The 26,827-nt window shown below is 59.6% G+C and carries 26 protein-coding genes and 1 tRNA gene; 11 read left to right on the plus strand and 16 right to left on the minus strand.

What is annotated here, in order from left to right; genetic code table 11:
- Nucleotides 1-24: 24 nt before the first annotated feature.
- The gene (locus tag LJ738_RS02740) at nucleotides 25-1,143 is read left to right on the plus strand and encodes a hypothetical protein (protein ID WP_227784790.1); all 1,119 of its coding nucleotides are present in this window, start codon (nucleotides 25-27) and stop codon (nucleotides 1,141-1,143) included.
- A gap of 179 nt (nucleotides 1,144-1,322) precedes the next feature.
- On the opposite strand, the gene LJ738_RS02745 is transcribed toward LJ738_RS02740, so the two are convergent.
- Both LJ738_RS02745 and LJ738_RS02750 read right to left on the minus strand, forming a co-directional pair.
- Entirely contained in the window at nucleotides 1,323-1,547 is a 225-nt protein-coding gene (locus LJ738_RS02745; RefSeq protein WP_068197520.1) for a CDGSH iron-sulfur domain-containing protein, read from the minus strand.
- Nucleotides 1,548-1,658: 111 nt separating this feature from the next.
- Nucleotides 1,659-2,186 (minus strand): GNAT family N-acetyltransferase, encoded by a 528-nt coding sequence (locus LJ738_RS02750; protein ID WP_227784791.1) that lies wholly within the window; start codon nucleotides 2,184-2,186, stop codon nucleotides 1,659-1,661.
- A gap of 117 nt (nucleotides 2,187-2,303) precedes the next feature.
- On the opposite strand from LJ738_RS02750, the gene LJ738_RS02755 reads away from it, so the two are divergent.
- Complete coding sequence (locus LJ738_RS02755) at nucleotides 2,304-2,777, plus strand: hypothetical protein (protein ID WP_227784792.1); 474 nt, start codon at nucleotides 2,304-2,306, stop codon at nucleotides 2,775-2,777.
- A gap of 7 nt (nucleotides 2,778-2,784) precedes the next feature.
- Here LJ738_RS02755 and LJ738_RS02760 read toward each other — a convergent pair whose 3' ends face one another.
- On the minus strand, nucleotides 2,785-3,252 hold the full coding sequence (locus LJ738_RS02760; protein WP_227784793.1) for a hypothetical protein: 468 nt from the start codon (nucleotides 3,250-3,252) through the stop codon (nucleotides 2,785-2,787).
- A 125-nt stretch (nucleotides 3,253-3,377) separates the two neighbouring features.
- Here LJ738_RS02760 and LJ738_RS02765 point away from each other — a divergent pair, with 125 nt between their 5' ends.
- Complete coding sequence (locus LJ738_RS02765; RefSeq protein ID WP_068197508.1) at nucleotides 3,378-4,001, plus strand: deoxynucleoside kinase; 624 nt, start codon at nucleotides 3,378-3,380, stop codon at nucleotides 3,999-4,001.
- 103 nt (nucleotides 4,002-4,104) lie between these two features.
- Here the strand turns inward: LJ738_RS02765 and LJ738_RS02770 are convergent, their stop codons facing one another.
- From LJ738_RS02770 to LJ738_RS02780, 3 genes are all read right to left on the minus strand, one after another.
- Nucleotides 4,105-4,788, minus strand: coding sequence for a DUF2461 domain-containing protein (locus tag LJ738_RS02770; RefSeq protein WP_227784794.1), 684 nt, complete (start codon nucleotides 4,786-4,788; stop codon nucleotides 4,105-4,107).
- A 116-nt stretch (nucleotides 4,789-4,904) separates the two neighbouring features.
- Nucleotides 4,905-5,729 (minus strand): MOSC domain-containing protein, encoded by an 825-nt coding sequence (locus LJ738_RS02775; protein ID WP_227784795.1) that lies wholly within the window; start codon nucleotides 5,727-5,729, stop codon nucleotides 4,905-4,907.
- An 80-nt stretch (nucleotides 5,730-5,809) separates the two neighbouring features.
- The gene (locus LJ738_RS02780) at nucleotides 5,810-6,502 is read right to left on the minus strand and encodes a tetratricopeptide repeat protein (RefSeq protein ID WP_227784796.1); all 693 of its coding nucleotides are present in this window, start codon (nucleotides 6,500-6,502) and stop codon (nucleotides 5,810-5,812) included.
- Between the two features lie 150 nt (nucleotides 6,503-6,652).
- Between LJ738_RS02780 and LJ738_RS02785 the strand changes: the two genes are divergently transcribed.
- Nucleotides 6,653-6,725, plus strand: a tRNA-Lys gene (locus tag LJ738_RS02785).
- A gap of 273 nt (nucleotides 6,726-6,998) precedes the next feature.
- On the opposite strand, the gene LJ738_RS02790 is transcribed toward LJ738_RS02785, so the two are convergent.
- The 8 genes from LJ738_RS02790 to LJ738_RS02825 form a co-directional block, all read right to left on the minus strand.
- Nucleotides 6,999-7,943, minus strand: coding sequence for a Rossmann-fold NAD(P)-binding domain-containing protein (locus LJ738_RS02790; RefSeq protein ID WP_227784797.1), 945 nt, complete (start codon nucleotides 7,941-7,943; stop codon nucleotides 6,999-7,001).
- A 74-nt stretch (nucleotides 7,944-8,017) separates the two neighbouring features.
- The gene (locus LJ738_RS02795; RefSeq protein WP_227784798.1) at nucleotides 8,018-8,380 is read right to left on the minus strand and encodes a hypothetical protein; all 363 of its coding nucleotides are present in this window, start codon (nucleotides 8,378-8,380) and stop codon (nucleotides 8,018-8,020) included.
- Nucleotides 8,381-8,433: 53 nt separating this feature from the next.
- A complete protein-coding gene (gene carB / locus LJ738_RS02800) occupies nucleotides 8,434-11,664 on the minus strand; it encodes a carbamoyl-phosphate synthase (glutamine-hydrolyzing) large subunit (RefSeq protein ID WP_227784799.1) in 3,231 nt (1,076 codons plus the stop codon).
- Between the two features lie 127 nt (nucleotides 11,665-11,791).
- Entirely contained in the window at nucleotides 11,792-12,874 is a 1,083-nt protein-coding gene (gene carA / locus LJ738_RS02805; RefSeq protein WP_227784800.1) for a glutamine-hydrolyzing carbamoyl-phosphate synthase small subunit, read from the minus strand.
- 117 nt (nucleotides 12,875-12,991) lie between these two features.
- On the minus strand, nucleotides 12,992-14,140 hold the full coding sequence (locus tag LJ738_RS02810; protein WP_227784801.1) for an aspartate aminotransferase family protein: 1,149 nt from the start codon (nucleotides 14,138-14,140) through the stop codon (nucleotides 12,992-12,994).
- Entirely contained in the window at nucleotides 14,140-15,120 is a 981-nt protein-coding gene (gene argC / locus LJ738_RS02815) for an N-acetyl-gamma-glutamyl-phosphate reductase (RefSeq protein WP_227784802.1), read from the minus strand. Before argC ends, LJ738_RS02810 begins: the two co-directional genes overlap by 1 nt.
- Nucleotides 15,110-16,300, minus strand: a complete 1,191-nt coding sequence (gene argG / locus LJ738_RS02820; protein ID WP_227784803.1) for an argininosuccinate synthase — start codon at nucleotides 16,298-16,300, stop codon at nucleotides 15,110-15,112. Before argG ends, argC begins: the two co-directional genes overlap by 11 nt.
- Nucleotides 16,297-16,911 (minus strand): GNAT family N-acetyltransferase, encoded by a 615-nt coding sequence (locus LJ738_RS02825; protein ID WP_227784804.1) that lies wholly within the window; start codon nucleotides 16,909-16,911, stop codon nucleotides 16,297-16,299. The genes argG and LJ738_RS02825 overlap by 4 nt, the downstream gene beginning before the upstream one ends.
- A gap of 424 nt (nucleotides 16,912-17,335) precedes the next feature.
- On the opposite strand from LJ738_RS02825, the gene argB reads away from it, so the two are divergent.
- From argB to LJ738_RS02845, 4 genes are all read left to right on the plus strand, one after another.
- Nucleotides 17,336-18,118, plus strand: a complete 783-nt coding sequence (gene argB / locus LJ738_RS02830) for an acetylglutamate kinase (protein WP_227784805.1) — start codon at nucleotides 17,336-17,338, stop codon at nucleotides 18,116-18,118.
- On the plus strand, nucleotides 18,106-19,173 hold the full coding sequence (locus LJ738_RS02835) for a M20 family metallo-hydrolase (protein ID WP_227784806.1): 1,068 nt from the start codon (nucleotides 18,106-18,108) through the stop codon (nucleotides 19,171-19,173). The genes argB and LJ738_RS02835 overlap by 13 nt, the downstream gene beginning before the upstream one ends.
- A gap of 142 nt (nucleotides 19,174-19,315) precedes the next feature.
- Nucleotides 19,316-20,638 (plus strand): argininosuccinate lyase, encoded by a 1,323-nt coding sequence (argH, locus tag LJ738_RS02840; protein ID WP_227784807.1) that lies wholly within the window; start codon nucleotides 19,316-19,318, stop codon nucleotides 20,636-20,638.
- Between the two features lie 42 nt (nucleotides 20,639-20,680).
- Nucleotides 20,681-22,921: a TonB-dependent receptor plug domain-containing protein gene (locus tag LJ738_RS02845; protein ID WP_227784808.1), complete on the plus strand. Its 2,241-nt coding sequence runs from the start codon at nucleotides 20,681-20,683 to the stop codon at nucleotides 22,919-22,921.
- Between the two features lie 21 nt (nucleotides 22,922-22,942).
- Here the strand turns inward: LJ738_RS02845 and LJ738_RS02850 are convergent, their stop codons facing one another.
- Nucleotides 22,943-23,743, minus strand: coding sequence for a phosphatase PAP2 family protein (locus LJ738_RS02850; RefSeq protein ID WP_227784809.1), 801 nt, complete (start codon nucleotides 23,741-23,743; stop codon nucleotides 22,943-22,945).
- A 73-nt stretch (nucleotides 23,744-23,816) separates the two neighbouring features.
- Entirely contained in the window at nucleotides 23,817-24,239 is a 423-nt protein-coding gene (locus LJ738_RS02855; RefSeq protein ID WP_227784810.1) for an EamA family transporter, read from the minus strand.
- A 139-nt stretch (nucleotides 24,240-24,378) separates the two neighbouring features.
- Here LJ738_RS02855 and LJ738_RS02860 point away from each other — a divergent pair, with 139 nt between their 5' ends.
- From LJ738_RS02860 to LJ738_RS02870, 3 genes are all read left to right on the plus strand, one after another.
- Nucleotides 24,379-25,110: a PD-(D/E)XK nuclease-like domain-containing protein gene (locus LJ738_RS02860; RefSeq protein WP_227784811.1), complete on the plus strand. Its 732-nt coding sequence runs from the start codon at nucleotides 24,379-24,381 to the stop codon at nucleotides 25,108-25,110.
- Nucleotides 25,111-25,220: 110 nt separating this feature from the next.
- Nucleotides 25,221-25,814 (plus strand): TetR/AcrR family transcriptional regulator, encoded by a 594-nt coding sequence (locus LJ738_RS02865; protein WP_227784812.1) that lies wholly within the window; start codon nucleotides 25,221-25,223, stop codon nucleotides 25,812-25,814.
- Nucleotides 25,815-25,866: 52 nt separating this feature from the next.
- Nucleotides 25,867-26,793, plus strand: coding sequence for an alpha/beta fold hydrolase (locus LJ738_RS02870; protein ID WP_227784813.1), 927 nt, complete (start codon nucleotides 25,867-25,869; stop codon nucleotides 26,791-26,793).
- Nucleotides 26,794-26,827: the final 34 nt, after the last annotated feature.

The raw sequence follows: 26,827 nt of genomic DNA on the forward strand, positions 1-26,827 counted from the left end.
TGATAAGATGCTTCCTTCCGCAGCATGACAGACGGAGTAGAAGGGTACTTTGCTCTCGACTACGCCATTCCGACGCGGTTCATCATTCCGCCACTCAGTCACTCACCCGTGGACATCTCCCGCAAAAAGCCGTCTTATCCCCTTACGCCGGAACTGCGCCAGTACCTGCGCGATTACGACCGGGAGGCACCGCTGCCCATTACCTACGAGGACCTGCGGCACTTCAGCAATTCGTTTCCGTTGCTCGACCGCACGGGGAACGATACGCTTTGGCAAACGGTGTTTTTTGAGCCCCAGGCGCTGCGCGAGCTTAGCCAGGGCCTTACCGAAGTGTATGCGCTGCTGAAAACGGCCGGCGACCTCTCGTTTACCGAGCACCTCATTGCCGACCGCATCGACTACTGCCAGTTCGGCAATTCCAACCCGTTTCGGGTGCGCATCGTCAACCAGTTCAACGACAACTACGACTACTTCTACGTGAAGAAGGCCGATGCCTCGCGCCTCTACGGCCTCGAGCTGGAGCACCTGCTGTCGCCCAATTCCATGAACTTCCTGGTGCACGGCGATACGCTCATCGAAGAGCACATTGCGGGCATACCCGGCGACGACTTCATTCGGCTGCGGCTCAGCCAGCCCCACATCAACCAGGTGCGCATTGCCAAGGAGTTTGTCAAGTTCAACGAGCGCTGCTTCGTGCGCCTGCTCGGCGACATGCGCGCCTACAACTACGTCATCGACGTCACACCGGACTTCGAGGACGAGCAGTACCGCGTGCGGGCCATCGACTTCGACCAGCAGAGCTATGAGGGCCGCCGGATAATGTACCTGCCGCAGTTTTTTAAGGACAACGCCGCCGTGGTGGAAATGTGCGCCCGCCTGCTCAAGCCCGAAACCCTGCGCCAGTACCAAACCGAAGAGCGCGCCCTGATGGCCCGCCGGGCCCGCGCCGAGCGCCACCGCCTGCGCGACCTACTCGACGTGATGCGCCGCCACGACCTGGCCCCACCCGAAAAAGTAGCCCAACTCAAAGCCGAACTGAACCGCTTCCACCGCACCGAGGCATTCGATAAATGCGACTCGATGGGCGACGTGGTGCGCCAGAACCTGTGGCTCATGCTCGGGGCCAGCGCCAAACCTGCTTGAGGGCCATTTAAAGGAGCACGGCATTAAGACAATGGCCTAAAGCTGGTTGTCTCTAGCCCAACAAAAAACGCCTGCTTATCCAGCAGGCGTTTTTTGTTGGGCTGAGTTCTGAAATCAATCGGCTAGAAAAGGCTGACGCTTCTTAAAAGCAGCACATTCGCAAAGCCAACGGAGTTGGGCTAAACTTTAGGCGCAGGCAAATCGAACGCCACCGCGGCGTGCTCGAAGTGCCCTTTGTGCGAGCCATCGCAGAACGGCTTCTGCTTGGATAAGCCGCAGCGGCAGATGCTGACGCGCTGACGGCCGCCCAGCCCGTACGGCTGGCCTTCGGCGTCAACGATTTCAATGTCTTCGCCCTCTACGCGGAGGGAGCCATTGGAAAGAACGGTGATTTTGGTGGGCATGGGATTGGGTAAAATGAAAAAGTTAAGAATTGAGCCAAAACATGAATACGCGGAACGGTAAAAGAGGGGTAGGAAAGCCTCTGTTCATTGCCGTGCCTGCTTCCTGCTGGGCTAAAGCGCCTTGCGCATGATGTAGTCGTTCATGAAGTACGGCCCAATGGGCACGTCGACCTCGCGGTGGCGGGCAAACCCGCGCCGCTCGTAAAAGGCAATGGCGGGGTTGTAGCGGTTCACGTTCAGGTCCAGGAACTTGCCACCGGCTTCGCGGGCGGCGTTTTCTACGGCCTCGATGAGGTGCACGCCCAGACCCTGGCCTTGCCGGGTGGGCAGTACATATATTTTGTGCAGCTTGTAGCCGGCTTCCCCGTCTTCCTCGGCGGGCTGGGGGCTGAAGGAGGCAAACCCGGCCGGCTCGCCCGCCACGTAGGCCAGTAGAAACGAATGGTGCTGCTCCGCCATCTGCCGCTTGAGCGAGGCCGGCGTGTAGATGACGCGGTACATGTAATCAATCTGCTCGCGCGAGATGATGAACCGGTACGTGGGCTCCCATGTAGCCTCGGCCAGCTGAATAATCGTCGGGATGTCGTTGAGCGTGGCGGGCTCAATGCGCGGCGGCGCGGTAGGGGCGTCAGAAGTCATAAGCGGCAAAACACGAAATTGCGGCGAAAAAACTGAAACCGAACCGCGGGTTTCAATACGGTTGGCCCGTTCATTGCGTTAACACCCCCGTAATCTCGACATTCTTCCTTCTTTCTCATGAAATCTGCACCTATCTTTTTGTTGCTCCTTGCCGGTCTACCCTTCAGTGGCCACGCCCAGTCCCGTACCACGGCCGATAGCATGCGCCAGCGTGGCGAGCTCACCGGCGCCCGGCCTTCCGGCGATTTGCTGGCCAAGCCCCGCACTGCACCGGCTGCCAGCCGCACCACCACTTCTTCCGACCCCATTCAGCAGCACCTGCTGAACTCCGACGTGAACCTGGCCCGGGTAAGCGGCTCCGAGCTGCCCGACCTCTACGAGCGGTTTATTGCCACTACCCGCGACGAGCGCCGCAAGTGGAGCTACCAGGATTGGGACAATGCCGCCACTGTGCTCGCCCGCCTCAACCAGCGCTACGAGAAAGTGCGCACCGAGCTGCCCATCGAGGAGCGCCTGCGCATCCGCACCTACCAGGGCGAGTTTCATACCCTGCGCGGCGCGCGGCAGGTAAAAGATAAAATCGACGAATAGCGCCTTGCTACTGCGCCGCGGGCAGCACCGCCGTGCTGTCCGCGAGGCTTTTTTGCTGGTGTAGCCACGCCAGGGCAACGTCCATGTTATCAAACAGCTCAATGGCCATGTGGGGCCGCAGGGCCGCTACAAACGTCTGGGTGGCGAACTGGTTTTCCCGGTCGGGCGAAAACACGTATGCCATGGCCTTCACGCCGGCACTCACGGCCAGCGGCAGCCACTCGTACTGCAGCCAGGGCAGGGCCTCGCTCCAGTCGCCACCAGTGTCGCTTTTGTCGTTCAGTATGTAGGAGTAGTCGAGTTGGTCGCGCCATTGGCCGCCCTGCTGCACGCCACGCACCACCTCGGCGCCGGTGAGGTGCCCGTGCCAGCGCACGTACAGCAATTTATCGGCAGGGTAATACATGTATTCTGCCAAGGGAGCCCCGTGGCCATCTTTGAGGGTAAGCAGCTGAGTTGGAGGGGCGGAGCGCATGGCAGCAGGCAGTAGATACAGAGGAGTTACCCTAATATAGCTGATGCTTAATAAATATGTTGGTTTTCAATCGCGCTGCTACCTTTGGGGTTCTGCTTTTCTCTCGTCTTTTTCGTTCGTAGCGCATGCACATTGCCATCGTCGGCAACATTGGGGCCGGTAAAACCACGCTGGCCCATAAGTTGGCCCAGCATTTCCGCTGGGAAGTATTTTTGGAAGACGTGGACGACAATCCTTATTTGAAGGATTTTTACCACGACATGCCCCGCTGGGCGTTCCACCTCCAGGTGTATTTTCTCAACGGCCGCTTCCGCCAGACCCAGCGCATTAAAGAGCTGCAGAAGGCGGGCAAAGGCATCATTCAGGACCGCACCATCTACGAAGATGCTCACATCTTCGCGGCCAACCTGCACGAGTCGGGCTTGCTCGAAACGCGCGACTACAACAACTACTATGCGTTGTTTGAGTCGATGGTGGACCTGGTTGCGCCGCCCGATTTGGTGCTCTACCTGCGGGCCGACCTGCCCAAACTCATCAGCCAGATTGAGAAGCGCGGCCGCGACTACGAGAACACCATCAGCATCGAGTACCTCAAGAACCTCAACGAGCACTACGAGAAGTGGATTGGCACCTACTGCGCCGGCCGCCACCTCATCGTAGACGTGAGCGAGCTGGACTACGTGCGCAATCCCGAAGACCTCGGCACCATCATCGACAAGATAAATAACACGCTCTTCGGCCTGTTCTAGCCCAAGGGCCTTGCTCAACGGCTGTCCATTACGAGCCAGCTCCATTTCAAGACAAAGCCCCGCCGTCGAGTTTCGATAGCGGGGCTTTTTTCTAGAAATTGAGCTATTGACGCTCGGCGATTGGCAGGGCTTCGTTGAAAAAGTCGACCAAGGGCCGGGCCGCGGCAATGCCGGCTACCACCTTGGCCACAAAATCAGGCGCCAGTACTTCTGCATCGGTGTAAAAGCGGCCCACCCCGTAGGTCTTGAGCCGCAGCCAGGCCAGGTCGGGGTCGTCGGCGGAGTATCCGCGCGGCGGCCGGGTGAGCTGCGGGCCCGTGGTGGCCACTCCTTCTGGAAAGTACTGCATCAGGGGCGGCGCCTGCCGCAGCCGGTGAAATTCGGCGCCGTTGTAATGAATCTCCTGCCGGATGGCCGCCAGCATGGCTGGGGTAGGGTGGAAAGTGCCGGCCCCCAGCCAGCTCCGCCCATCGGGCTGAATGGCCAGGAAATACCCCGCCCGCGGCGCGTGGCGGCCGCCGAGCTTCAGCCCCGCGCCCATGCGGCGCTTGTAAGGCTCGGGGTCGCGGTGGGCGCGGTCGTTCTTATGCAGCCGAAACATAACATCAGCCGTGGTCAGGCCCATCAGGTCGGGGTCGGTGGCAGCGGCCTGGGCCAGTACCTGGCGCACTAGTTCGGTGCAGGCGGCGCGGGCCCGCTGGTAGGCGGGGCGGTGGTCCGCCATCCAGGCCGTGGTGTTGTTGGCCGCGAGTTGGGCCAGAAAGTCGAGCAGAAAGTCCAGTTCCATTAAAAAGCCGGGCGTGGAACCCGGAAAAACAGAACGCTACTGCCGCTGCCAGAGTTGCGGCTCCCCTTGGCCGGGCGCGTGCATAGCCGCATGCGCCGGCACAAGCACAGCAGGGACTACTTGTAGCTGAGTACCGTTAGCGCGTCGCCTACCCGCAGCCGGCCGGCACCATACCCGGTCACGTTTTGGCCAAACATGGCGTTGTTATCCACCTGGCGGTAGGTAAACAGGGTGCGCAGCGGGTCGCCCACTGGGCTTTTGATGGCCGTTTGCTGGTCGATGGTGGTGAGCACGCACCGGCCGCAGCCCCGCACGGCCCGGAAGGGCACGGTGCCAATCTGAAAGTCAGCCCAATTGTCGTCCTCGTACGCCACGCCGCCCTCAAACACGAGGTTGGGCCGGAAGCGGTTCATGGGCACCGGCTCCGCTAGGCGGGCGTTCAGGTCGGCCAGGGCAGTCTCGCCTATGAGCAGAAAGGGGTAGGCATCGGCGAAGCTCACCAGCTGGCCTTCGGGGTTAAGCTCGGGCTCTACGTCGCGGCGCACCATGTCCGACATGTACACCAATCGGCAGGGGCGGCCCAGGGCCTCGGCCATCCACTCGTCGGCTTCGGGCGTGGCGCGCCACGCCCAGGCCATGTCGTCCCAGATGGTGACGAACAGCGTGCGTTCGGGCGTGGCCTCAAAGGGCACAAACAAGGGCAGCAAATCGGGCCGCTGGCGGTGGCTGATGAGGAAGCCGTTGTAGGCCGGCGCCACGGTGAGCAACGCCAGCTCCGGCTGCTGCCGCTGGGTCATGAAGCGGTTGCGTTCGTCTACCAGCAGCCAGCGGCGGTCGTACCGCAGGCCGCGGGCCGTTACGTCGGCTTCGGGCACAGGGTAGCCGCCCAGGGACTTCACGGGGTACAAATAGAGGCCGGTCAGGGTCAGGGCATCAGACATGGCACAAAGGTAGGCGAGGCCATGGGGTAACCGCCGCACCCCTGGCCGGGCAGTGCACTAACTGCTCATTCTTTTCAACGTCACTCCACCAACAGCAAATCGGCTTCCCGCACATACGCCTCCCGCTGCTGCCACCGCACCCGGTACCAAATATCCTGGCGGCCCAGCACCAGCAGGCGGTCGCCGATGGCAGCAGTACTTATCCACGCGGCGCCGGCGCTGGGCCCAGCCATGAGCACTGTGCCGGCCCGCGCCACTAGTCCCGCCGGCTTCGGCCGCAGGAAGTGCAGGTAAATACCCACCAGCCCCACGCAAGCCGCGTAGCCCAGCCAGGCCGTGCGCGGGCTCCGGCGCCATAGCAGCCAGATGGCGCCTACCACGGCCCCGGCCAGCAGTGCCTGCAAGCCGGGGTAGTAGTAGCGCTGGGCTTGCACCCGCAGTTCCTGCTGCCACGTGGCTGGGTAGCCCACCAGCCGGTGCTGGGCCGCTAGGCTAGCCAACTGCCGCCAAGTATGCACCCGGGGCTCGCGGGCCTGGGCCAGGCTCAGGTAGAGCAGGGCTGCCGGGTAGTGGCCCAATTGCTGCTGGGCATACGCCAGTTTCAGCAGTAATTCCGGCGATGCCCGCCGCTCCTGCCAAACTTGTTGCTTAAAAGCGGGCACAGATTCAGCATATTTTCCCGCCGCAAAGAGCGAATCGGCCTGCTGCAGCGCCTCGGTGGGGTCGGGAGTATCTTTTTTTGCGAATTTATTTTCGGTGGGTTTTGCACCCAAGGCCCAGAGAGGCAGGAAGATTAAGCTCAGCAAAAAGGTCCGTGCTGAAAGAAGAGAGACTTTTTTTTGAATCAAGGTTGTGTAGTTCCGGAGGTGCTCGTACTTTTGTGCCCACAAACAGGGTATCGCCCTTGTGAAGTGAAAGGTACCGATTCTGTAGCTCAGCTGGTAGAGCAATACACTTTTAATGTATGGGTCCTGGGTTCGAATCCCAGCGGGATCACAACAAAAGGCCCTCTCTGGAAACAGAGAGGGCCTTTTTGTTTGGTTTGCTCCAGCCCAAGCTCAGGCAACTTGCGCTGCGCAGCGGCACTTGCGAAGCAGTATTTCAGTATTCTGCTACTTAAACCAGTGCATTGCATGCGATGACAATGGAGAGAAATGGAAGTTAAGCGAAATAGGAATGGGCATATCTTTCCAATCGGAAGCACTAGAATATAAAAGCCCCGCCAAATCAGATTTGGCGGGGCTTTTATATTCTATGAAATGAAGGTAGCTACTTCAGCAGCTCGTGCAGCACGGTTTGCATAGAAATCGTGCGGTTGCCGGCTTCCTGGATGATGAGCGAGCCAGGCGCGTCGAGCACGGCGTCGGACACTTCCACGTTGCGGCGCACAGGCAGGCAGTGTAGGAATTTGGCGTCGTTGGTGTACGCCATGTGCAGGGGCGTGAGCATCCAGGCGGGGTCGTTCTCGAGCACCTGGCCGTACTGCTGGTAGCTGCTCCAGTTTTTGGCCTGCACGTAGTCGGCGCCTTCCAGGGCTTTGCGTTGGTCGTATTCAATGCGGGCGCCTTTCGTGAACTTGGGGTCGAGCTCGTAGCCTTCGGGGTGGGTGATGACGAAATCCACCCAGTCGATTTCCGAAAACCAGTCGCAGAACGAGTTGGGCACGCACTGGGGCAGGGCGCGCACGTGCGGGGCCCAGGTGAGCACCACTTTCACGCGCTCCTTCTGCTTGGTCTCGGCCACCGTGATGAGGTCGGCAAACGACTGCAGGGGGTGCAGGGTCGCGCTTTCCAGGCTGATGACGGGCACGGTGGCGTATTGCAGAATCTTATTGAAAACGACTTCCTGGTAGTCCTCGGCGCGGTCTTTGAGGGTGGGGAAGGTGCGTACGCCCAGCACGTCGCAGTACTGGCTCATCACCGCAATAGCATCCTTGATGTGCTCCTGGGTACCGCCGTTCATCACCGCACCGTCGGCCATTTCCAGGGTCCAGGAGTCAGCACCGGCGTTGAGCACCCAGGCCTGCGCGCCTAGGTTGTAAGCGGCCTTCACCGAGCTGAGCCGAGTGCGCAGGCTGGGGTTGAAGAAAATCAGCCCAACGGTTTTGTTCTTGCCGACGTGCTGGAAGCCGTAAGGATTGGCCTTGATTTTCAGGGCTTGCTGCAATAGGGCTTTGTAATCGCCCGCGTCGGCGAAAGAGGTGAAGTTTTTCATGGGGATGGTGTCGGGTGAAAGCAATCAGAGCATCGTGCTGTGTGGCAAGGTTTCGCCACCGCTTCAATCAGGCATCAGTTAGCAGACAAGCTTAGCACAATAGATTCGTCAGCAACTATCATTGCTTTTAGGCCACTATCAGAAATAAAAGTGGCCTTGATTAAGCTTCCTTGTTCTTCAAACAGCAATTCGTGAAGCACATTTTGACCCCTGAAATTTTCAAAAATCATTTCTTGAATTCCACTGAATTGAATCTGCAATTGACAATCTCTTTCATGGGTTAAGGTGAATGTTACCGAGCTGCGTCCAGTAGTATGCGTTTCAAAAATTGCCTTTGAAACCTCAAAATGGGCGAAGATGGGCCATTGGCCAAAGTGCTGATAAATCAGTTCAGAATTTATCAGCAGGCCCATTGCCGGATAATCCTCGTTTTCCATTAGATGCAAGGTCAAATCGGTTCATTAGCAACGATACCTAAAGGCACCTCGCGCTACATCGCCTTATATTCGTTCCAGCTCTTAATCTTCAAGTCCTTCATCTCCAGCGTGCAGAAAGCTTGGATAAACGCCTTTGCCAGCCGCGCATTTGTCAGCAGCGGGACCCCGAAGTCGACGGCCGTGCGGCGGATTTTATAGTCGTTATCCAACTCGCCCTTCGAGAGGTTCTTTGGGATGTTGATGACCAGGTCGATTTTCTTCTCCTTGAGGTAGGTGAGCACGTTGGGCTCCTGGAGTTCATCGGGCCAGTAGAGCAGGCTGCTGGGCACGCCGTTTTCGGCGAAGAAGCGGTGCGTGCCTTGCGTGGCGTAGATGGTGTAGCCCTTTTTGACGAGCAGCTCGGTGGCCGAGAGCAAGGCTACCTTCGACTTGATGGGGCCGCCGGAAATCAGCACCGATTTCTGCGGGATTTTGTAGCCCACGCTTAGCATCGATTTCAGCAGTGCTTCCTCGGCGGTGTCGCCCAGGCAGCCTACTTCGCCGGTGCTCACCATGTCGACGCGCATCACCGGGTCGGCGCCGGGCAGGCGGGTAAAGGAGAATTGCGGGGCCTTCACGCCCACGAAGGGCAGGTCATAGACCCGCTCGCTTTCGTCGCGCTCTACTTTCTTGCCCAGCAGTACCTGGGTGGCCTTTTTGATAAGGTTGTTGCCCGAAACTTTGGACACGAAAGGGTAGCTGCGCGAGGCGCGCAGGTTGCACTCGATTACCCGGATTTCGCCGTCTTTTTCCAGGAACTGGATGTTGAACGGGCCGCTGATTTCGTAGCGCTTGGCTACTTTTTCGGCGATGATTTTCAGCTTGCGGATGGTGCGCACGTATACCTTTTGGGGCGGGTAGTACATGGTGGCATCGCCGGAATGCACGCCAGCAAACTCCACGTGCTCGGAAATGGCGTAGCTCACGATTTCGCCCTTGTCGGCCACCGCGTCTAGCTCAATTTCCTTGGCTTCCTGGATGAATTCCGAAACGACCACGGGGTATTCGTCGCTCACTTCCTTGGCGGCTTTCAGGAATTCCTCCAGCTCAAAGTTGTTGGAAACCACGTTCATGGCCGCACCCGACAGCACGTAGGAAGGCCGGATGAGCACCGGAAAGCCTACTTCCTTCACGAAGTCGAACATGGCATTGAGCGATGTCAGCTCTTTCCAGCGGGGTTGGGCAATGCCCAGCTCGTCCATGATGCTGGAGAACTTGTGGCGGTTCTCGGCTTGGTCGATGCTGGCTGCGGTGGTGCCCAGAATGGGCGCGTTGGCTTCTTCCAGGCGCGTGGCCAGGTTGTTGGGAATCTGGCCGCCGGTGGAGAGAATCACGCCGGTGGGCTGCTCAAAGTCCAGAATGTCCATCACCCGCTCGTAGCTCAACTCCTCGAAGTAGAGCCGGTCGCTCATGTCGTAGTCGGTGCTGACCGTTTCGGGGTTGTAGTTGATGATGATGGTTTTGTAGCCTTCCTCGGCAGCGGTTTGCACAGCCTGCACGCCGCACCAGTCGAACTCCACGGAGCTGCCGATGCGGTACACGCCCGAGCCCAGCACCACGACAGACTTGTTGGTTTCGGGCTCCAGGTCGTTTTCGGTGCCGTGATAGGTGCTGTAGAGGTAGTTGGTTTTGGCCGGGAATTCGGCCGCCAGCGTGTCAATCTGCTTGATGACGGGCAGTACACCCAAGGCCTTGCGGCGGGCGCGCACCAGCAACTCATCGGCTTTAACGTCGCCCTCGCCCAGCAGCTTCACTGCGATTTGCTGGTCGGAGAAACCAGCTTTTTTCAGGTCGCGCAACAGTCCGGTTTCCAATCCAGCGAGCCCGTTGGCGCGGCCTTCGGCCAGCTTGTTGCTGAGCTGAAAAATGGTGTACAGACGCTGCAGAAACCAGTGGTCAATGCGGGTCAAGGCGTGTACTTGCTCCAGCGTGTAGCCAGCTTCAAAGGCATCGTTGATGGCGAAGATGCGCTCCTCATTGGGCTCGTTGAGCAGCTTGTCGATGGTCGCCGCATCGATGTTTTCGGGCTTGTTGGCCACGAAACCGCGCTTGCCGGTGTCCAGCATGCGCAGGCCTTTCTGGATGGCTTCCTCGAAGGATTTGCCGATGGCCATGACCTCGCCCACGCTTTTCATGGCGCTGCCAATCTGCCGGTTCACGCCCTCAAACTTGCCCAAGTCCCAGCGCGGCAGCTTCACTACCACGTAGTCTAGCGCCGGCTCGAAAAAGGCTGAGGTGGTCTGCGTGACGCTGTTTTTTAGCTCCGACAGCGAGTAGCCCAAGCTCAACTTAGCGGCCACAAACGCCAGCGGGTAGCCCGTGGCTTTGGAGGCCAGCGCGGAGGAGCGGGAGAGGCGCGCGTTCACCTCAATCACGCGGTAGTCTTCCGAAACGGGGTCCAGCGCGTATTGAATGTTGCATTCGCCCACGATGCCGAGGTGGCGAATGGTTTTGATGCCGATGGTGCGCAGCTTGTGGTACTCGCGGTTGCTGAGCGTCTGCGACGGGGCCACCACGATGCTCTCGCCGGTGTGAATGCCGATGGGGTCGAAGTTCTCCATGTTGCAGACCGTGATGCAGTTATCGTACTGGTCGCGCACTACTTCGTACTCCACTTCCTTCCAGCCTTTCAGCGACTCTTCCACCAGAATCTGGTCAGAAGTCGTGAAGGATTTCTGGGCCAGGGTCCGCAGTTCGTCCATGTTGTTGGCGAAGCCGCTGCCCAGGCCACCCAGCGCAAATGCCGCCCGCACGATGATGGGAAAACCGATTTTCTCGGCCGCCGCCAGCGCGTCGTCCATCGTCGTCACGGCCACGCTACGGGCCGAAAGCACGCCAATCTGCTCGAGTTTCTCCTTGAAAATGTCCCGGTCCTCGGTGTCGATGATGGACTGCACGGGCGTGCCCAGCACCTTCACGTTGTACTTCTCAAACACCCCGCCGCGGTACAGGGCCACAGCGCAGTTCAGGGCTGTTTGGCCACCAAAGGCAACCAGAATGCCGTCGGGCCTTTCCTTTTTGATGACTTCCTCCACGAAGAAGGGCGTCACGGGCAGGAAGTACACGTCGTCGGCGATGTTGTCCGACGTTTGTACGGTGGCAATGTTGGGGTTGATGAGGATGGTGCGGATGCCTTCCTCTTTCAGCGCCTTGAGGGCTTGCGAGCCGGAGTAATCGAATTCCCCGGCTTCGCCAATTTTGAGGGCGCCGGAACCGAGAATGAGAACTTTATTGGGTTTGTTCATGAGTGGACCCCACCCCCCGGCCCCATCCCCAGTAGGGAGGGGGAGCCAGACGATTTGTGGGCTTATTGTTAGAGCAACTAGCTAAAAACTAAAACAAAAGCCCCTCCCCACCGGGGAGGGGTTGGGGTTAAGCTGTATGAGAAGCCTTGTATTTCTCTACTGCTGTGAGAAACTCATCAAACAGGTACTCGGTGTCCTCCGGGCCGCCGGCGGCTTCGGGGTGGAACTGGGTGGAGAAGAACGGCTTGGTCTTGTGGCGGATGCCTTCGCAGGTGCCGTCGTTCAGGTTCTCAAACAGCATGGTCCATTCGGCGGGCAGCGTGGCGGTGTCTACCGCGAATCCGTGGTTTTGGCTCGTGATGAAGCTGCGCTTGGTGCCCGTGAGCAGGACCGGCTGGTTGTGGCTGCGGTGGCCGTATTTCAGCTTGAAGGTGTCGCCGCCCGCGGCCAGGCTCATGAGCTGGTTGCCCAGGCAGATGCCGAAAATGGGCTTGTCCTGCTGCAATGCTGTTTGGAGGTGGGCGATGGTGGCCTCGCACATTTTGGGGTCGCCGGGGCCGTTGCTCAAGAACAGACCGTCGTAGTCCAGAGTGTTGAAATCGTAGTCCCAGGGCACGCGAATCAGCTCCACATCACGCTCCAGGAAGCAGCGGATGATGTTGGTTTTGGTGCCGCAGTCCACCAGCACAATTTTGTGCTTGCCGCTGCCGTAGTGCTGCACGCCGGGCTGGCTCACCTGGGCCACCAGGTTTTCCTGGTTGGGGTCGTGAAACGGGATGTCTTGCTCGGCCACAATCTTGCCCAGCATGGCGCCTTTCTCGCGCAGCTTCTTGGTAAGCATGCGGGTATCGACGCCGAAGATGCCGGGGATGTTGTATTCCTTGAGCCAGTCGCCGAGGCTTTTGGCCGCGTTCCAGTGGCTGTGCTCTTCGGAATAGTAGTTCACCACTAGGCCGGCAATGTGAATCTGGTCGGATTCAAAAATCTTCGAAATCGACTCGTACAAGTCCTCGCCGGGCACGCCGTAGTTGCCCACCATGGGGTAGGTGAGCACCAGAATCTGGCCGGCAAAGGACGGGTCGGTGAGGTTTTCGGGGTAGCCGGTCATGGCCGTGCTGAACACGACTTCGCCCGCGGCAGAAGTAAATGCGCCGAAAGATTCTCCTTGGATTTCGGTGCCGTCTTCCAGCACCAGTTTTACTTGCTTCATGCTATTGGTTGCGGTTGGTAGAGACGCGACACTTCGCGTCTCAATCGTTGCTGACGTTGGTTGCCTCGCGTTTTTCGCCGTGGGTCGCTCAACGACAAGACGCGAAGTGTCGCGTCTCTACACCGTTTTTACTTCTACCTCTTTGCCCACCAGCGCGTACAGCGCCTGCAGAAACCGGTCGACTTCGGCCTTGGTAATATTGAGCGGCGGCAGCAAGCGGAGTACCGTGGGGTCGGAGGCATTGCCCACAAAAATATGGTATTCCGCCAGCAGCTTGTCGCGTAAGTCTTTGATGGGGAAGTCGTATTTGATGCCTACCATTAGGCCGCGGCCGCGGATTTCCTCGGCGCCGGCGTTGGCTTCCAGTTCCGTGCGTAGGTACTGGCCTAGCTCGGTGGCGTGGGCCAGCAGGTTTTCCTGCTCAATAACTTCCAGCACGGCCAGCGCGGCGGCGCAGGCCAGGTGGTTGCCGCCGAACGTGGTGCCCAGCAGGCCGTAAGAGGCTTTCAACTCCGGCGCAATCAGGATGCCGCCGATGGGGAAGCCGTTACCCATGCCCTTGGCCACCGAAATGACATCAGGCCGGATGCCGGCGTGCTGGTGGGCAAAGAACTTGCCGCTGCGGCCGTAGCCGCTCTGCACTTCGTCGGCAACCAGCAACGCGCCGTACTGTTTGCACAGTGCGGCCAGCCCAACGAGGAACTCATCGGAAGGCATGATGATGCCGCCCACGCCCTGAATCGGCTCAATAATCACAGCGCACACGTCGCCGCCTTGCAGGAGCTGCTCCACCGCGGCCAAGTCGTATTCCACGAAGGAAATGGCGTGGCCGGCGTTGAAGGGAGCTACGATTTTAGGGTTGTCGGTAGCGGCTACCGCCCCGGAAGTGCGGCCGTGGAAAGCGCCTTTGAAGGCAATCACGCGCTTTTTGCCAGTGTGGAAGGAGGCAAGCTTCAGTGCATTCTCATTGGCCTCGGCGCCGGAGTTGCACAGGAACAAGGAGTAGTTCTCGTAGCCAGATACCTGGCCCAGCTTATGCGCCAGCTGCTGCTGAATGGGAATCTGCACCGAGTTGGAATAGAAGCCGATGTTCTGCAGCTGCTCGGTGAGGCGCTGCACGTAGTGCGGGTGGCTGTGGCCGATGGAAATAACGGCGTGGCCGCCGTAGAAATCCAGATACTCCTGGCCCTTGTCGTCCCAGAGCTTGGCGCCCAGGGCCTTTACCGGCGTGATGTTGACGAGCGGATAAACGTTGAAAAGCTCCATTAGAAAAGCACCGATTTGAGGTGAAGGCCTGTGGTTTCGGGCAGGCCAAAAAGCAGGTTCATGTTCTGGACGGCCTGCCCCGAAGCGCCCTTCACCAGGTTGTCGATAACCGAGGTGATGAGCAGCTGCTTACCGAGTTTCTGCACGTGCAGCAGGCATTTGTTGGTGTTGACGACCTGCTTGAGGTGAATTTCCTTGTCTGAAACCGTGGTGAACGGTGCCTCGGCGTAGAAATTTTTGTACAGCTCGCGGGCCTCGTCCTGGCTCAATTCCGACGGCGTGTACACGCTGGCGAAAATGCCCCGCGAGAAATTGCCGCGGTAGGGGATGAAGTTGATGTCTAGGTCCAGCTGCGGCTGCAGCTGCCCCAGGCTCTCGCCGATTTCGCCCAGGTGCTGGTGCGTGAAAGGCTTGTAGATGGACACGTTGTTGGTGCGCCACGAAAAGTGCACCGTCTCCGACAAGCTCTGTCCCGCACCCGTGGAGCCCGTGATGGCCGACACGTGCACGTCATCCGTCAGCTGGCCGGCCTGCGCCAGTGGCAACAAGGCCAGTTGAATGGCGGTGGCAAAGCAGCCCGGATTGGCAATGCTCTGGGCCTGCTGGATGCGGCTTTTATTCAGCTCCGGCAAGCCGTACACAAACTCGCGGCCGTCGAATTCCTGGTCGGCAGCCAGGCGGAAGTCGTTGCTCAGGTCGATGACGTGCGTGGTCTCGGGCAAGGAATTCTTCGCCAGCCACGCCTTAGAATTGCCGTGGCCCAGGCACAGAAACACAACGTCTTCATCGCCGGCCAGCTCCGAGGCAAACACCAGCTCGGTATCGCCCAGAAGGTCGTCGTGCACCTGGTGAATGGGGTTGCCGGCGTTGGAAGAGCTGACAATGCCGCCCAGCTCCACGAACTCGTGGTGGAGCAGAATGCGCAGGAGCTCGCCGGCCGTGTAACCGGCGCCGCCCACAATGCCGGCCTTAATTTTCATCGTTGAGGCTGGCGCTAATCTTCAGCTGGTTGCCGAAAATCTTGATGAAGCCGCGGGCGTCGCGGGCGTCCCAGGCGTTGTTTTCTTCGCCGTAAGTGGCCACTTTCGACTGCATCATGTCGTACTTCGACTCGATGCCGAGCAGGTCGAATTGATACGGCTTGAGCTGTACGAACACTTTGCCCGACACGTGGTTCTGCGACGACTCCAGGAAAGCTTCCATGTCGCGCATCACCGGGTCGAGGTACTGCGCCTCGTGCAGCAGCGTGCCGTACCAGTTGGCGATGTAGTCCTTGTGCAGCAGCTGCCAGCGGGTGCTGGTGTGCTTTTCCAGCAAGTGGTGGGCCTTGATGAGGATGAGCGGCGCAGGCGCCTCAAAGCCCACGCGGCCCTTGATGCCCAGAATGGTATCGCCCACGTGCGTGTCGCGGCCGATGGCGAAGGCCGAGCCCAACTCGTTCAGCTTCTGAATCAGCTCAACGGGAGCGAGGGTTTCGCCATTCAGCGCCACCGGTTCGCCTTTTTCGAAGGTGATTTCCACGCGCTCCGTATCCTGCCGCTGCAATTGCGACGGGTAGGCGCTTTCCGGCAGTGCCTCGTGCGAGGTCAGCGTTTCCACGCCGCCCACGCTGGTGCCCCAGATGCCTTTGTTAATGGAGTAGCGGGCCTTTTCCCAGCTCATTTCGAAGCCCTGCTTCTGCAGGTACTCAATCTCGGCCTGGCGCGAGAGTTTGAGGTCGCGGATGGGCGTGAGAATCTCCGTTTTGGGCGCAATCACCGAAAAAGCCACATCGAAACGCACCTGGTCGTTGCCGGCGCCCGTGCTGCCGTGCACGATGTAGTCGGCCTCGTTGGCCCGCGCGTATTCAGCGATAGCCAAGGACTGGAACATGCGCTCGGCGCTCACCGACAGCGGGTAGGTATCGTTCTTGAGCACGTTGCCAAACAGCAGGTAGCGCAGGCAGTCGTGGTAAAACCGGTCGGTCACGTCAATGACTTCGTGCTTCACCGAGCCCAACTCGTAGGCGCGCTTCTCAATGCCGGCCAGTTCCTCGGCCGAAAAGCCGCCGGAGTTAACGATGACGGTATGAACTTCCAGGTTCAGCTCGCGCGACAAATACACGGCGCAAAACGACGTGTCGAGGCCGCCGCTGTAGGCTAATATGGCTTTTTTCTTCATGATGCAGAATCGGATGCGGAGTCGGGAGTAAGGAGTTGAGCGCCTGCGTCTACGGCGGCGAAATCGGGTACTTGTACCTGCACGAGCTTATCGGTGGCGTCGAAGAGCATGCCGGTGCAGAGGCACATTTTGCGCTCGTTCTCCATCAGGATGCCGTAGTTTTTGCAGCTTTTGCAGCCTTTCCAGAAGTCTTCACTGGAAGTGAGCTCCGAGAACGTCACGGGCTCGTACCCCAAATCGGTGTTGATTTTCATCACGGCCAAGCTGGTCGTGATGCCGAAAATCTTGGCCTGCGGGTACTTGGTGCGCGAGAGGTTGAACACCGCTTGCTTGATGGCCCGGCCCACGCCGCCCTTGCGAATCTCGGCATTCACTATCAGGCCCGAATTGACAACAAAGGTCTTATCGTCAAACGTTTCGATGTAGCAAAAGCCAGCCAATTCGCCATCGACAAAGGCGATAATACCATCGCCACTGGCCATTTTCTGGGCCACGTAAGCCGGCTCGCGCTTGGCGATACCGGTGCCCCGCGTTTTGGCCGACTCAACGTACCATTGGCATAATAAGTCAGCGTACTGAGCGTCCGCTTCCGTTGCAACCCGAATTGTCATTGATTATAAAATACTTAGGGATAGATACGCGGCTGTCCGGTAACCCCGCCGTTGTTTTATACGGGAGATTCCTGCTAAAGCCCAAACCTGTCTGTAAGTTGAGCGGATACTAGCCCGGCTCAAAAGGGCTGGCCAAGGGGCCAACATGCGGCTGTTGAAGCCGCTAGGGTCGTCGCACCAGTGCGCAAGCGGTTTCGCATACGCCGGCTACTCCTGGCCAGGCGGCGAGGGCAAGCATGCTAGACGTATAAACCGAAGGGGACATGGCGGTGAAAACTGGTTCGGTCGCTTAAACGAGCAACTGTTCCAAGTGGTTCAATTCTGGCGCAAAGGTAAAAGCCCCTACTTTTGCCTGCAACAAAACCCAACGTTATTTTGAAATATCGGCTGCAAACCAAGCAACTGCGTAAATATTTAAGTAATAATGAAATCCCAGCTCAAGATATTTAAAATAGGCGGCGGTATTATCGACCACGAGCCCGATTTGCTGGAATTTCTGCGCCTGTTTTCGGAAGTCAGCGGGCCTAAAATTCTCGTGCACGGCGGTGGCAAAGGCGCCAGCGAGATGATGGCCAATCTGGGCATTGCCCCGCAAATGGTGAACGGCCGCCGCATCACTGATGCCGCCACGCTGGACATTGTCACCATGTTTTACGCCGGAAAAACCAACAAGCAAGTAGTAGCCGGCTTGCAAAAACTAGGCGTCAACGCCCTGGGTCTCAGCGGGGCCGATGGCAATGTTATTCAAGCCGTGAAGCGCCCGGTGCGCGAAATTGACTACGGCTATGTGGGCGACCTGGACGAGACCAGCATCAACGCCAGCCTGATTCACCAGTTTCTGGACCTGGGCCTGACCCCAGTATTCTGCCCCATAAACCACGACGGCCACGGCCAGTTGCTCAATACCAACGCCGACACCATTGCTGCTTCACTGGCCAAAGCATTGAGCCAGCAATATGCGGTGGAGCTGCATTTCTGCTTTGAAAAAAACGGCGTATTAACGGATGTCAACGATAATCAATCGGTTATTTCTAAAATTACGCCGGATAATTACTCGGAATTAAAAGAGCAGGGAATAATTGCGGCCGGTATGTTGCCGAAATTAGAAAACGCTTTTGATGCGTTGAATTACGGCGTTGAGAAAGTAATTGTTGAGCACGCGCTGCACATCAATGGCACGCTAAAAACGGAGCTATGTCTGAATTAATTAATCAGCTTAGCGACGATGCTGTCGCCTTATTAATCCGGTTAATTCAAACGCCTTCTTTTTCCCGCGAAGAAGACCAGACGGCCACGCTCATTCAGGAGTTTCTGGTAGCACACGGCGTAACACCACAACGCCAAAAGAATAACGTATGGGCCATTTCGCAGCATTTTGACGCGGCGAAACCCACCATTTTGCTCAATTCACACCACGACACCGTGAAGCCGGGCGCGGGCTGGAATTATCCGCCCTTTGGAGCAGTGTTGGAAGGCGGTAAATTAATTGGGCTGGGCAGCAATGATGCCGGCGCATCGGCCGTGAGCTTATTAGCCACGTTTCTGTATTTCCAGAACAAGGCAAATGCTTTTAATTTGATTTGCGCCATTACCGCCGAAGAGGAAATCTCGGGCGCAAACGGAATTATGAATCTACTGCCAGAATTGGGAACCATTAATTTGGGAATAGTGGGTGAGCCCACCGGCATGAACCTGGCCATCGCCGAAAAAGGGCTAATTGTGCTAGATGCCACGGCCCATGGCAAAACCGGGCACGCCGCCCGCGACGAAGGCGAAAATGCTCTGTACAAAGCCCTAGATGATATTCAATGGCTGCGCCAGTATCAGTTTCCGCGGGTGTCGCCGCTACTGGGGCCGGTTAAAACAACAGTAACGCAAATCTCAGCCGGTCAGCAGCACAACGTAGTGCCTGACCGCTGCCAGTTTGTGGTGGATGTGCGTACCAATGAGCGGTACCAGAATCAAGAAATCGTTGACATCATCCGAGCGCATGTGCAGTCGGAAATTGTGCCGCGCTCCACGCATCTGAATTCCTCCAGCATCGCTGAAAACCACCCGCTGGTGCGTAGGGGATTAGCCATGGGCAAGCAGGTTTACGGCTCACCAACGCTATCGGACCAGTCGATGATGCCGTTTGAAACGCTGAAAATGGGGCCGGGCGAAAGTGCCCGCTCGCACACGCCGGACGAGTATATTCTGGTGAGTGAAATTCGGGCCGGTATTCAGGATTACATCACCCTGCTGACTGACTTTGATTTCTGATTGAGTATTAATTAAATAGGCCAACCGCCTGTCATGCAGAGCGCAGCGAAGCATCTTCTCACCGCGGAACGAATCGTTCGAACGTGATAAGATGCTTCCTTCGTCAGCATGACAGCCGATTAATTTTTGTAAAAAGTCTGCTATGAAGATTTGGGAAAAAGGATTCTCCGTCAACGAAACCATTGAGAAATTCACGGTGGGCCAGGACCGGGAATTGGACATGCACCTTGCGTATTTCGATATGCAGGCCTCCAAAGCTCAGGCCAACATGCTGGCCAAAGTGGGCCTGATTTCCGAAACGGAGCGAGAGCAACTGATTACAGGCCTGGATGAGTTGCTGGCTCAAGTAGAAGCGGGTATCTTCGAAATTGAGCCAGAGTTCGAAGATGTGCACTCCAAAATAGAGTATTACCTGACGGAGAAGTTTGGCGATGCGGGCAAGAAGATTCACACAGCCCGCTCGCGCAACGACCAGGTACTGACAGCGATTCAGCTGTTCATTAAAGACTACACGGAGCAGATTTCGGCCAAAATGCTGGCCTTAGCCAACGTGCTTCTGCAGAAAGCGGAGAAGCACCAGGGCGATTTGTTGCCGGGCTATACCCACTTTCAGGCGGCAATGCCCAGTAGCTTTGGGCTGTGGTTTTCGGCTTATGCCGAGCACCTGTTGCTGGATTTGAGCCTGTTTGAGGCCGCACACCTGGTGGCCGACCAAAACCCACTAGGCTCGGGGGCGGGCTTTGGCAGCAGTTTCCCGATTGACCGCGAAATGACGACGCGGGAAATGGGTTTTGGCAGCGTGGCGGTGAGTGCTGTGGGCGCCCAGATGCTGCGCGGCAAAACCGAAAAGACTGTGGCTTTCGCCATTGCGGGCGCGGCCGGCACCTTGGGCAAGCTGGCCTACGACCTGGTGCTCTACAACAGCCAGGACCTGGGCTTTGTGACTCTGCCCAAGGAGTTTACTACGGGCTCGAGCATCATGCCGCACAAGAAGAACCCCGATGTGTTTGAGCTGGTACGGGCCCACGCCAACCGCCTGCAGGCGCTGCCCAACGACATTATTCTGGCCACCAGCAACCTGCCCAGCGGCTACCACCGCGACTTCCAGCTGCTCAAAGAACTGCTCTTTGGGCCGATGATGGAGTTTGCCAATCTGCTCGACATCCTGCTGTTTGCCTTGCCCGAAATCAAGATTAAGCCCGGCATAATTGAGCAGGCCAAGTACGACCCCATTTTTTCGGTCGAAAACATCAACCAGCTGATTATTGCGGGCGTGCCGTTTCGGGATGCTTACCAGCAGGTGGGCCGGGCCGTGGAAGACGGCAGCTACGTGCCGCACCGCGAGTTCCATACCACGCACTTGGGCAGCATTCACAACCCCGGGCTGGCCGAAATTGCGGCCAAAGTGCGGCATTGGAAGGAGGGGAGCCCGCTTTTCCGGACCGGCAATCGGGCCAGTGCATAGGGCCTGAGTACTTTCGCTGATTCTTCAGCTTAGTATTCTTTTATGCCCACTCCTGCGCCGGCTGGTTCTGCCTTTTTTGTCCGTCTGGCTGGCCTGCTGGCATTGGTGCTGTTGCCGGAACTGAGCAGCGCCCAAGGCCTGCGGGTGCTGCTGCGCGATTCACTCCGGCAAGAGCCGCTGGTTGGGGCTAGTGTGGCGGTGACGGGCACGGCGCTGGGGGCTGCCTCCGATGCTTCCGGGGCGGCCGTGCTCACGCCCGCGCCGGCGCCGGGCACGCGGCTGCGCATCACGGCCCTGGGCTTTCGGCCCCGGGTGGTAGCGGCGCCGGCGGCCGGCGCCACACTTACGCTGCTGCTAGCACCTAGCGCCCAGGAAATTGAGGAGGAGGTGCTGGTGACGGCTACCCGCACCAACTCGCACATCGAGGACCTGCCCACGCGGGTGGAGGTGCTCGGCGCCGAGGAAATGGAGGAGGAAAGCAGCATCAAGCCGGCCAGCATTGCCAGCCTGTTTGGCGACATTGCCGGTACTCAGATTCAGCCCACTTCTCCCACCACCGGCAACCTGGATTTGCGCCTGCAAGGCCTGCCCGGGCAATACACGCAGATTTTGCGGGATGGCGTGCCGCTGTACGGGGGCTTCGCTGGCTCGTTTGGACTGCTGACGGTGCCGCCGCTCGATTTGCGGCAGGTTGAGCTGATTAAAGGCTCGAACTCGACGCTGTATGGCGGCGGCGCCATTGCGGGGCTGGTGAACCTGGTGAGCAAAACGCCCACGCTGGATGCGCCCCAGTATGCGCTGAGCCTCAACCAAACCAGCCTGCGCGAAACCGATTTGAGCAGTTTTGCGGCCCGGCGTGGGCGCCGCTGGGGCTATTCGGCTTTTGTGGGGCTCGTGAAGCAAACGGAAAAAGACATCGACGGCGATGGCTTCGTGGACGTGCCCCGGGTGCGCAACCTGAACCTGCACCCGCGCCTGTTTTTCTACCCCAACGGCCATAGCCAGCTGGCCCTGGGCTACACCGGCACCCTGGAAACCCGGCGGGCCGGCGACTTGCAGGTGCTGAAGCAGGGGCCGGATGTGGCCACCGGCCATTTATTCTTTGTGGATAATACCAGCCTGCGCAATACCGCTGACTTGCTTTACACCAACGAAAGCCTGGGCGGCGGCCGGCTTACCCTCAAGGCCACGGCCACGGACTTCGTGCGCGACGTCGGCACCAATGCGGATGCCTTTACAGCCTACCAAACCACGTATTATACCGAAGCCAGCTACCTGCACCCGGCCGGGCCGCGCCACACGCTGGTAATTGGGCTAAACGTGAATGGCGAGCAGCTGGCGTCCTTCAACCGGAGCGCCACGCCATTGCGCAGCCCGTACCGTTACGCCACGGTGGGCGCTTTTGCCCAGGACGATTGGCAACTGGCCGACCGCCTGCGCCTGCAGGGCGGCCTGCGCCTCGACCACCACAACCAGTTCGGTAGCTTCCTGCTGCCCCGGCTGGCGCTGCTTTTCAAAGCCAGCAGTGCCGTGACGGCCCGCCTCAACGGCGGCCTGGGCTACCGCGCGCCGGTGCCCTACATCAATAGCCTCGACGAGCGGGATTACCCGCTGGTGCAGCCCTTGCGGGGCGTGCGCGCCGAAACCTCGCTGGGTCTGAACGGCGACGTGAACTACCAGCACACCTGGGCTGGCTTCGATGAGCCGCTGGTGCTGAACGTAAACCAGTCGTTCTTTTATACCCGCCTGCAAAACCCGCTGGTGTTGAATGGAGCCGGTTTTTCCGGTCCTTACGGCCAGAACTATTTGACCTGGGCCAATGCCACCGCGCCGCTCTCTACCCGCGGGCTGGAAACCTACGTGCGCCTGCGCGCCGACGAAACGGAGCTTTACCTGGGCTACGTTTTCACCGATGCCCGCCGGCAATATGAATTGGTGAATCAACACCTGCCGCTGGCGGCCCGGCACAAGTTTGCGGCCATGGGGCTGGTCGAGTTCACCGACCATTTCAGCGCCGGGCTGGAGGCTTCTTACATTGGCCGGCAGTACCTCTCCAATGGCCTCACCTCGCCCGGCTACCCGCTTTTTGCTACCCTGGTGCGCTACCATGCCGGTGAGTGGACGGTGGCCCTCAACGGCGAAAACGTGCTGGACTACCGCCAAACGCGCCGCGAAAAAGTAGTGCAGGCACCCTTCGGCAATCCCGTTTTTAGCGAGCTGTGGGCGCCGGTGGAAGGCCGCGTTTTCAACGTGTCGGTAGCCTGGCGCCTGCCAAAATCATAGCGCCCAGGCCCGGCCGAATTCTTATAGCTGCTTGCTGAGCAGCAGGCCGCCGTAGGCATAGCCGTTGGTATTGATGCCTTGCATGGGGAGCACGGTCATGCCGGCGCCGGCGGCGGTCCGGTGCAATTGGGGCACCGCTACGCCCAGGGTGGCGCCCACGGCATAGCCCAACAGGTTGTCGGATAGAAAGTGCTTGCCGGCTTCGATGCGGCAGTAGCCCACGGCGGCCGGCACCAAGGCCGCAGCCGCCCACACGTAGGGTTGGGCTGGCGAGTCGGGGTGGAAATCGTGAAAAACCTTGGCGGCGAAAAAGGTGGCCGCGGCCGAATACGCCGTGTGGCCCGCAAAGAAGGAGTTAGTGGCGTTTTGGCGGGTGCGCTCGGTAATGGAGGCGGTGGAGGAGTAGGTGAGGGGGCGCTGGCGGTACACGGTGCCGGCGGCCATGGTGAAAATAGCCCCGGTGGCCACCATGGTTTGCACGTAGAGGCCGGCAATCTGGCCAGCCCGGCCCCGAATGCTGGGGTCGAGGGCCATAATAGCCGGGCTGCCAATCAGCGAGCCAATTAGGGTGTAGTCACTCACGGTGCGGTAGCCTTCGTCGTAATACCCGGCCGAAAAGCGGTCGAAGAACGGCACGTCAGATTTTTTGAGGGCCACGGCGGCCTCGGGGCTGATACCGGTTTTAGCACGAATCAGCAGCAGGCCCGCCACATTCACGCCGGTGAGCCCCAGGGTAATGGGGCCGTCGGTGGCAAAGCGGGTGTGATAAGGCGAGGGAGCTTTTTGGGCCTGCGCGGAAAACGAGCCCACAATGGCAGCCAAAAGGTAAGGGAGGCACAAGAACTTCTTCATATGGGCTTTCAACGGTCCTTTTTAAGGAAAGTTGGGCCATGCCTCAGGCCCAAACCAGCACCACCGTACCGGCCAGGATGAGCCCGGCGCCCAGCGCGCCCCGCACCGAAATGGTTTCGCCCAAAAACGCCACGGCCAGCACCAGGGCCAGCGCCACACTCAGCTTGTCTACGGGCGCCACTTTGCTCACGGGCCCCAGCTTGAGGGCGCGGAAGTAGCACAGCCACGACGCCCCCGTGGCCACGCCGGACAAGACCAGAAACAGCCACGTGCGCCCCGTGAGGGCCGGCAGCCCGGCCGTGGCCCCGCGCGCCAGGGCTATGCCCCAGGCCAGCAGCAGAATGACGACGGTGCGAATGGCCGTGGCCAAATCAGAATCGACGCCCTTGATGCCTATTTTGGCGAAAATGGCGGTCAGGGCGGCAAACAAGGCCGAGAGAAGCGCGTAAGGAATCCAGGAAGCCATGAGGTAAAAAAGGAGTGGAACGGCCGGGCTCGCAACCCGCTGAAGCGGAGTACGCACGCTGCCCCAAAACTGCTGACTCCGGCGCGGGCTGGTGCCCAAGCGGAGCCATTATGCGCTTTTTCCTGTTACCTTTTCAACCATGCCAGAATCCGCTATTCCGTACCGCCGCCCCGACCTGCTGCGCCTCGATTACGACACTTACCGCGCCCTGCCCGCCATTGCCAATTCCGACCTTTCGCGGCTGCGCGACGCATTGGATGGCCGCCCGCCGCGCCCCCAAAGCAGTTCTAATGAAGGGGCGCTGAGCTTCGGCACCGCGTTCCACACCGCCCTGCTCGAACCAGATGATTACGTTGCCGGCCAGCCCGGCCTCAACGATACGCTGGTGTGGTGGCTGGTGGAGGGCGTTAAGCTCAATTCGCACCTAGCCGAGCTGCTTACTCTGGGGATTTCGGAAACCAGCGTGCTCTTCACCGAGCCCGAAACTGATACCCTCTGCAAGCTGCGCGCCGACCTGATAGTGGACCATCCCGACCAGCCGTTCACCATCATCGATTTTAAAACCACCATGGCGCGCGACGCCGACCATTTCCTGTGGCAGTGCTCGGCCTACGACTACGACCGGCAGGCGGCCTTCTACACCGATGCCCTGCGGGCCGAGCGGTTTCTGCTGGTGGGGGTGCAGAAAGTGGAGCCGTTTGGGGTGTTCACCATCGAGGTGAGCGAGCAAATGCTGGCCGAAGGCCGCCAGAAATACCACCGCCTGCTGCGCTTGCTCAAAGCTCCGGCGACGGCACCCGCGTACCGTGCCGAAGCCGTGCAGGCCGCCGTGGACCTACTGGGCCTGCCTTCCAGTGAGGAAGCTGATTAGCCCACCGGCGTTGCTGCTTCTTTCGGGCCCTTCTCCGCTGTGAGAAGGGCTTTTTTGTGGGCTTAGGGTATACTTACTTATTAGTTAGTAAGTGGTACCTTTGGCTTATTATGACTACCCAAGCTACTTCCGTTATCCTGCCAGGTGATACCCGTTCCCGTATCCTCGACCTGGCCGAAGACTTCTTGCTGGAGCGCGGATTCAACGCATTTAGCTACCAGCACATCGCCCGCGAGCTGGACATGAAGCCCGCTGCGATACATTACTACTACCCTAGCAAAGACGACCTGGGCACGGCCATTGTGGCGCGCCAGCTGCGGCGCCTGCGCAAGTGGCGCGACCTGCCCCGCGTGGCCGACTTGCCCCCCGCCGAGCAGCTGGAAGCCCTCCTGACTGTGTACGACAGCCACGCCCGGCACGAGTGCCGGGTCTGCATGTTTGGCGCGCTGGCTGCCGATTTCCGCACTTTGCCAGCCACTATGCAAGCCGAGCTGCGCACCTTCAATAGCGAGCTCACCGCGTGGCTGGCCCAGGTGCTGGCCGCAGGGCGCGCCACGGGCTCGCTGCGCTTCGTGGGCAGCCCATCGGCCAAGGCCCTGCAGGTGCTCACCACGCTGGCGGGTGCCCTGCAGGTAGCCCGCGTGCACGACGCCACTCCCTACCACTCCATCGTGGGGCAGCTGCGGCTGGAGTTGCTCGCGTGATTCTCTGCCGAAGCCCGTTTGCCTGGCCATTCTTCGCCCTTACTTCCTTGTCATGACCAACACGTTCTCGCCCGCTCACGACTATTTTCTTTCCGATGAAGTGGCTGCCCGCGTGGCGCCGCGCTTGCGCTACCCCTCGCCTCCGGCTGGGCTGCGGTGGCTGCGCCTGCAGCTCCGGGTGCTTTCGGCCGTAGCGCCGGAACTAGCCTTTCGGCAGGCGTGGAAGCTGTTTTGCACGCCCCGGCGCCTGCCCCTCAAGGCCTGGGAGGCGCCGGCACTGGCCGAGGCGCGTCGGCGCACCGTACCCTACGAAACCGGCCCGGTTGCCGTGTACGAGTGGGGCCCAGCCGCTGCGCCGGCGGTGGTGCTGGTGCACGGCTGGGAGCACCGGGCCAGCTTCTGGCGGGCGTGGGTGCAGCCGCTGGTAGCGGCCGGCTACCGGGTGGTGGCGCTGGATGGGCCGGCGCACGGCGCTTCGGGTGGGCAGCAGACCACGCTCATGGGTTTTAGCGGGGCCGTGCAGGCGGTGGTGAATACGGTGGGCGAGGTGCGCGCCATTGTGGCCCATTCATTTGGTGCCGCTTCGGTGGCTGGGCTGCCGGTGCGCTTGCCTGCGGGCGTGCCGCTGCCCCGCCTGGTGCTGCTGAGTGCTCCGGTGGGCCCGCGGGAGGTGGCCGAACGCTTCGCCGATTTCCTCCACCTGCCAAATGATTTTGTGGAGCGATTTGCCGCCTACGTGCAGCAGGCCACCGGCCGCCCGGCCTCATCTTTTGGAGCCGCCGTAGCGGGCCCGGGCACCGGCGCCGAAAAAGTGCTGGTGCTGCACGATGAAGACGACGAAATCATCCCCTTCGCCGAAGGCCGGCAGATAGCCGCTGCCTGGCCCGGGGCCGAGTTGCGGGCCACCCGCGGCTTGGGCCACAACCGCATCATGCGCGATGCCGGCGTGGTGCAGGCTGCGTTGGCATTTATCGCGTAGCCGTTAGCCCGCAGTAGCCAAAACAGCCCAACTT

The sequence above is a fragment of the Hymenobacter plasmatis genome, from assembly GCF_020711255.1.
Classification (GTDB): domain Bacteria; phylum Bacteroidota; class Bacteroidia; order Cytophagales; family Hymenobacteraceae; genus Hymenobacter.

Excerpts from the sequence above, each read along its gene's own strand:
- LJ738_RS02870 (WP_227784813.1), top strand. The coding sequence starts at position 25,867 with ATGACCAACACGTTCTCGCCCGCTCACGACTATTTTCTTTCCGATGAA.
- LJ738_RS02740 (WP_227784790.1), top strand. The coding sequence starts at position 25 with ATGACAGACGGAGTAGAAGGGTACTTTGCTCTCGACTACGCCATTCCG.
- LJ738_RS02860 (WP_227784811.1), top strand. The coding sequence starts at position 24,379 with ATGCCAGAATCCGCTATTCCGTACCGCCGCCCCGACCTGCTGCGCCTC.
- argH (WP_227784807.1), top strand. The coding sequence starts at position 19,316 with ATGAAGATTTGGGAAAAAGGATTCTCCGTCAACGAAACCATTGAGAAA.
- LJ738_RS02775 (WP_227784795.1), bottom strand. The coding sequence starts at position 5,729 with ATGTCTGATGCCCTGACCCTGACCGGCCTCTATTTGTACCCCGTGAAG.
- LJ738_RS02760 (WP_227784793.1), bottom strand. The coding sequence starts at position 3,252 with ATGCGCTCCGCCCCTCCAACTCAGCTGCTTACCCTCAAAGATGGCCAC.
- LJ738_RS02845 (WP_227784808.1), top strand. The coding sequence starts at position 20,681 with ATGCCCACTCCTGCGCCGGCTGGTTCTGCCTTTTTTGTCCGTCTGGCT.
- LJ738_RS02810 (WP_227784801.1), bottom strand. The coding sequence starts at position 14,140 with ATGGAGCTTTTCAACGTTTATCCGCTCGTCAACATCACGCCGGTAAAG.
- carA (WP_227784800.1), bottom strand. The coding sequence starts at position 12,874 with ATGAAGCAAGTAAAACTGGTGCTGGAAGACGGCACCGAAATCCAAGGA.
- LJ738_RS02750 (WP_227784791.1), bottom strand. The coding sequence starts at position 2,186 with ATGACTTCTGACGCCCCTACCGCGCCGCCGCGCATTGAGCCCGCCACG.
- LJ738_RS02745 (WP_068197520.1), bottom strand. The coding sequence starts at position 1,547 with ATGCCCACCAAAATCACCGTTCTTTCCAATGGCTCCCTCCGCGTAGAG.
- LJ738_RS02770 (WP_227784794.1), bottom strand. The coding sequence starts at position 4,788 with ATGGAACTGGACTTTCTGCTCGACTTTCTGGCCCAACTCGCGGCCAAC.
- LJ738_RS02790 (WP_227784797.1), bottom strand. The coding sequence starts at position 7,943 with ATGAAAAACTTCACCTCTTTCGCCGACGCGGGCGATTACAAAGCCCTA.
- argG (WP_227784803.1), bottom strand. The coding sequence starts at position 16,300 with ATGAAGAAAAAAGCCATATTAGCCTACAGCGGCGGCCTCGACACGTCG.
- carB (WP_227784799.1), bottom strand. The coding sequence starts at position 11,664 with ATGAACAAACCCAATAAAGTTCTCATTCTCGGTTCCGGCGCCCTCAAA.
- LJ738_RS02825 (WP_227784804.1), bottom strand. The coding sequence starts at position 16,911 with ATGACAATTCGGGTTGCAACGGAAGCGGACGCTCAGTACGCTGACTTA.
- argC (WP_227784802.1), bottom strand. The coding sequence starts at position 15,120 with ATGAAAATTAAGGCCGGCATTGTGGGCGGCGCCGGTTACACGGCCGGC.
- LJ738_RS02865 (WP_227784812.1), top strand. The coding sequence starts at position 25,221 with ATGACTACCCAAGCTACTTCCGTTATCCTGCCAGGTGATACCCGTTCC.
- LJ738_RS02855 (WP_227784810.1), bottom strand. The coding sequence starts at position 24,239 with ATGGCTTCCTGGATTCCTTACGCGCTTCTCTCGGCCTTGTTTGCCGCC.
- argB (WP_227784805.1), top strand. The coding sequence starts at position 17,336 with ATGAAATCCCAGCTCAAGATATTTAAAATAGGCGGCGGTATTATCGAC.
- LJ738_RS02795 (WP_227784798.1), bottom strand. The coding sequence starts at position 8,380 with ATGGAAAACGAGGATTATCCGGCAATGGGCCTGCTGATAAATTCTGAA.
- LJ738_RS02765 (WP_068197508.1), top strand. The coding sequence starts at position 3,378 with ATGCACATTGCCATCGTCGGCAACATTGGGGCCGGTAAAACCACGCTG.
- LJ738_RS02755 (WP_227784792.1), top strand. The coding sequence starts at position 2,304 with ATGAAATCTGCACCTATCTTTTTGTTGCTCCTTGCCGGTCTACCCTTC.
- LJ738_RS02835 (WP_227784806.1), top strand. The coding sequence starts at position 18,106 with ATGTCTGAATTAATTAATCAGCTTAGCGACGATGCTGTCGCCTTATTA.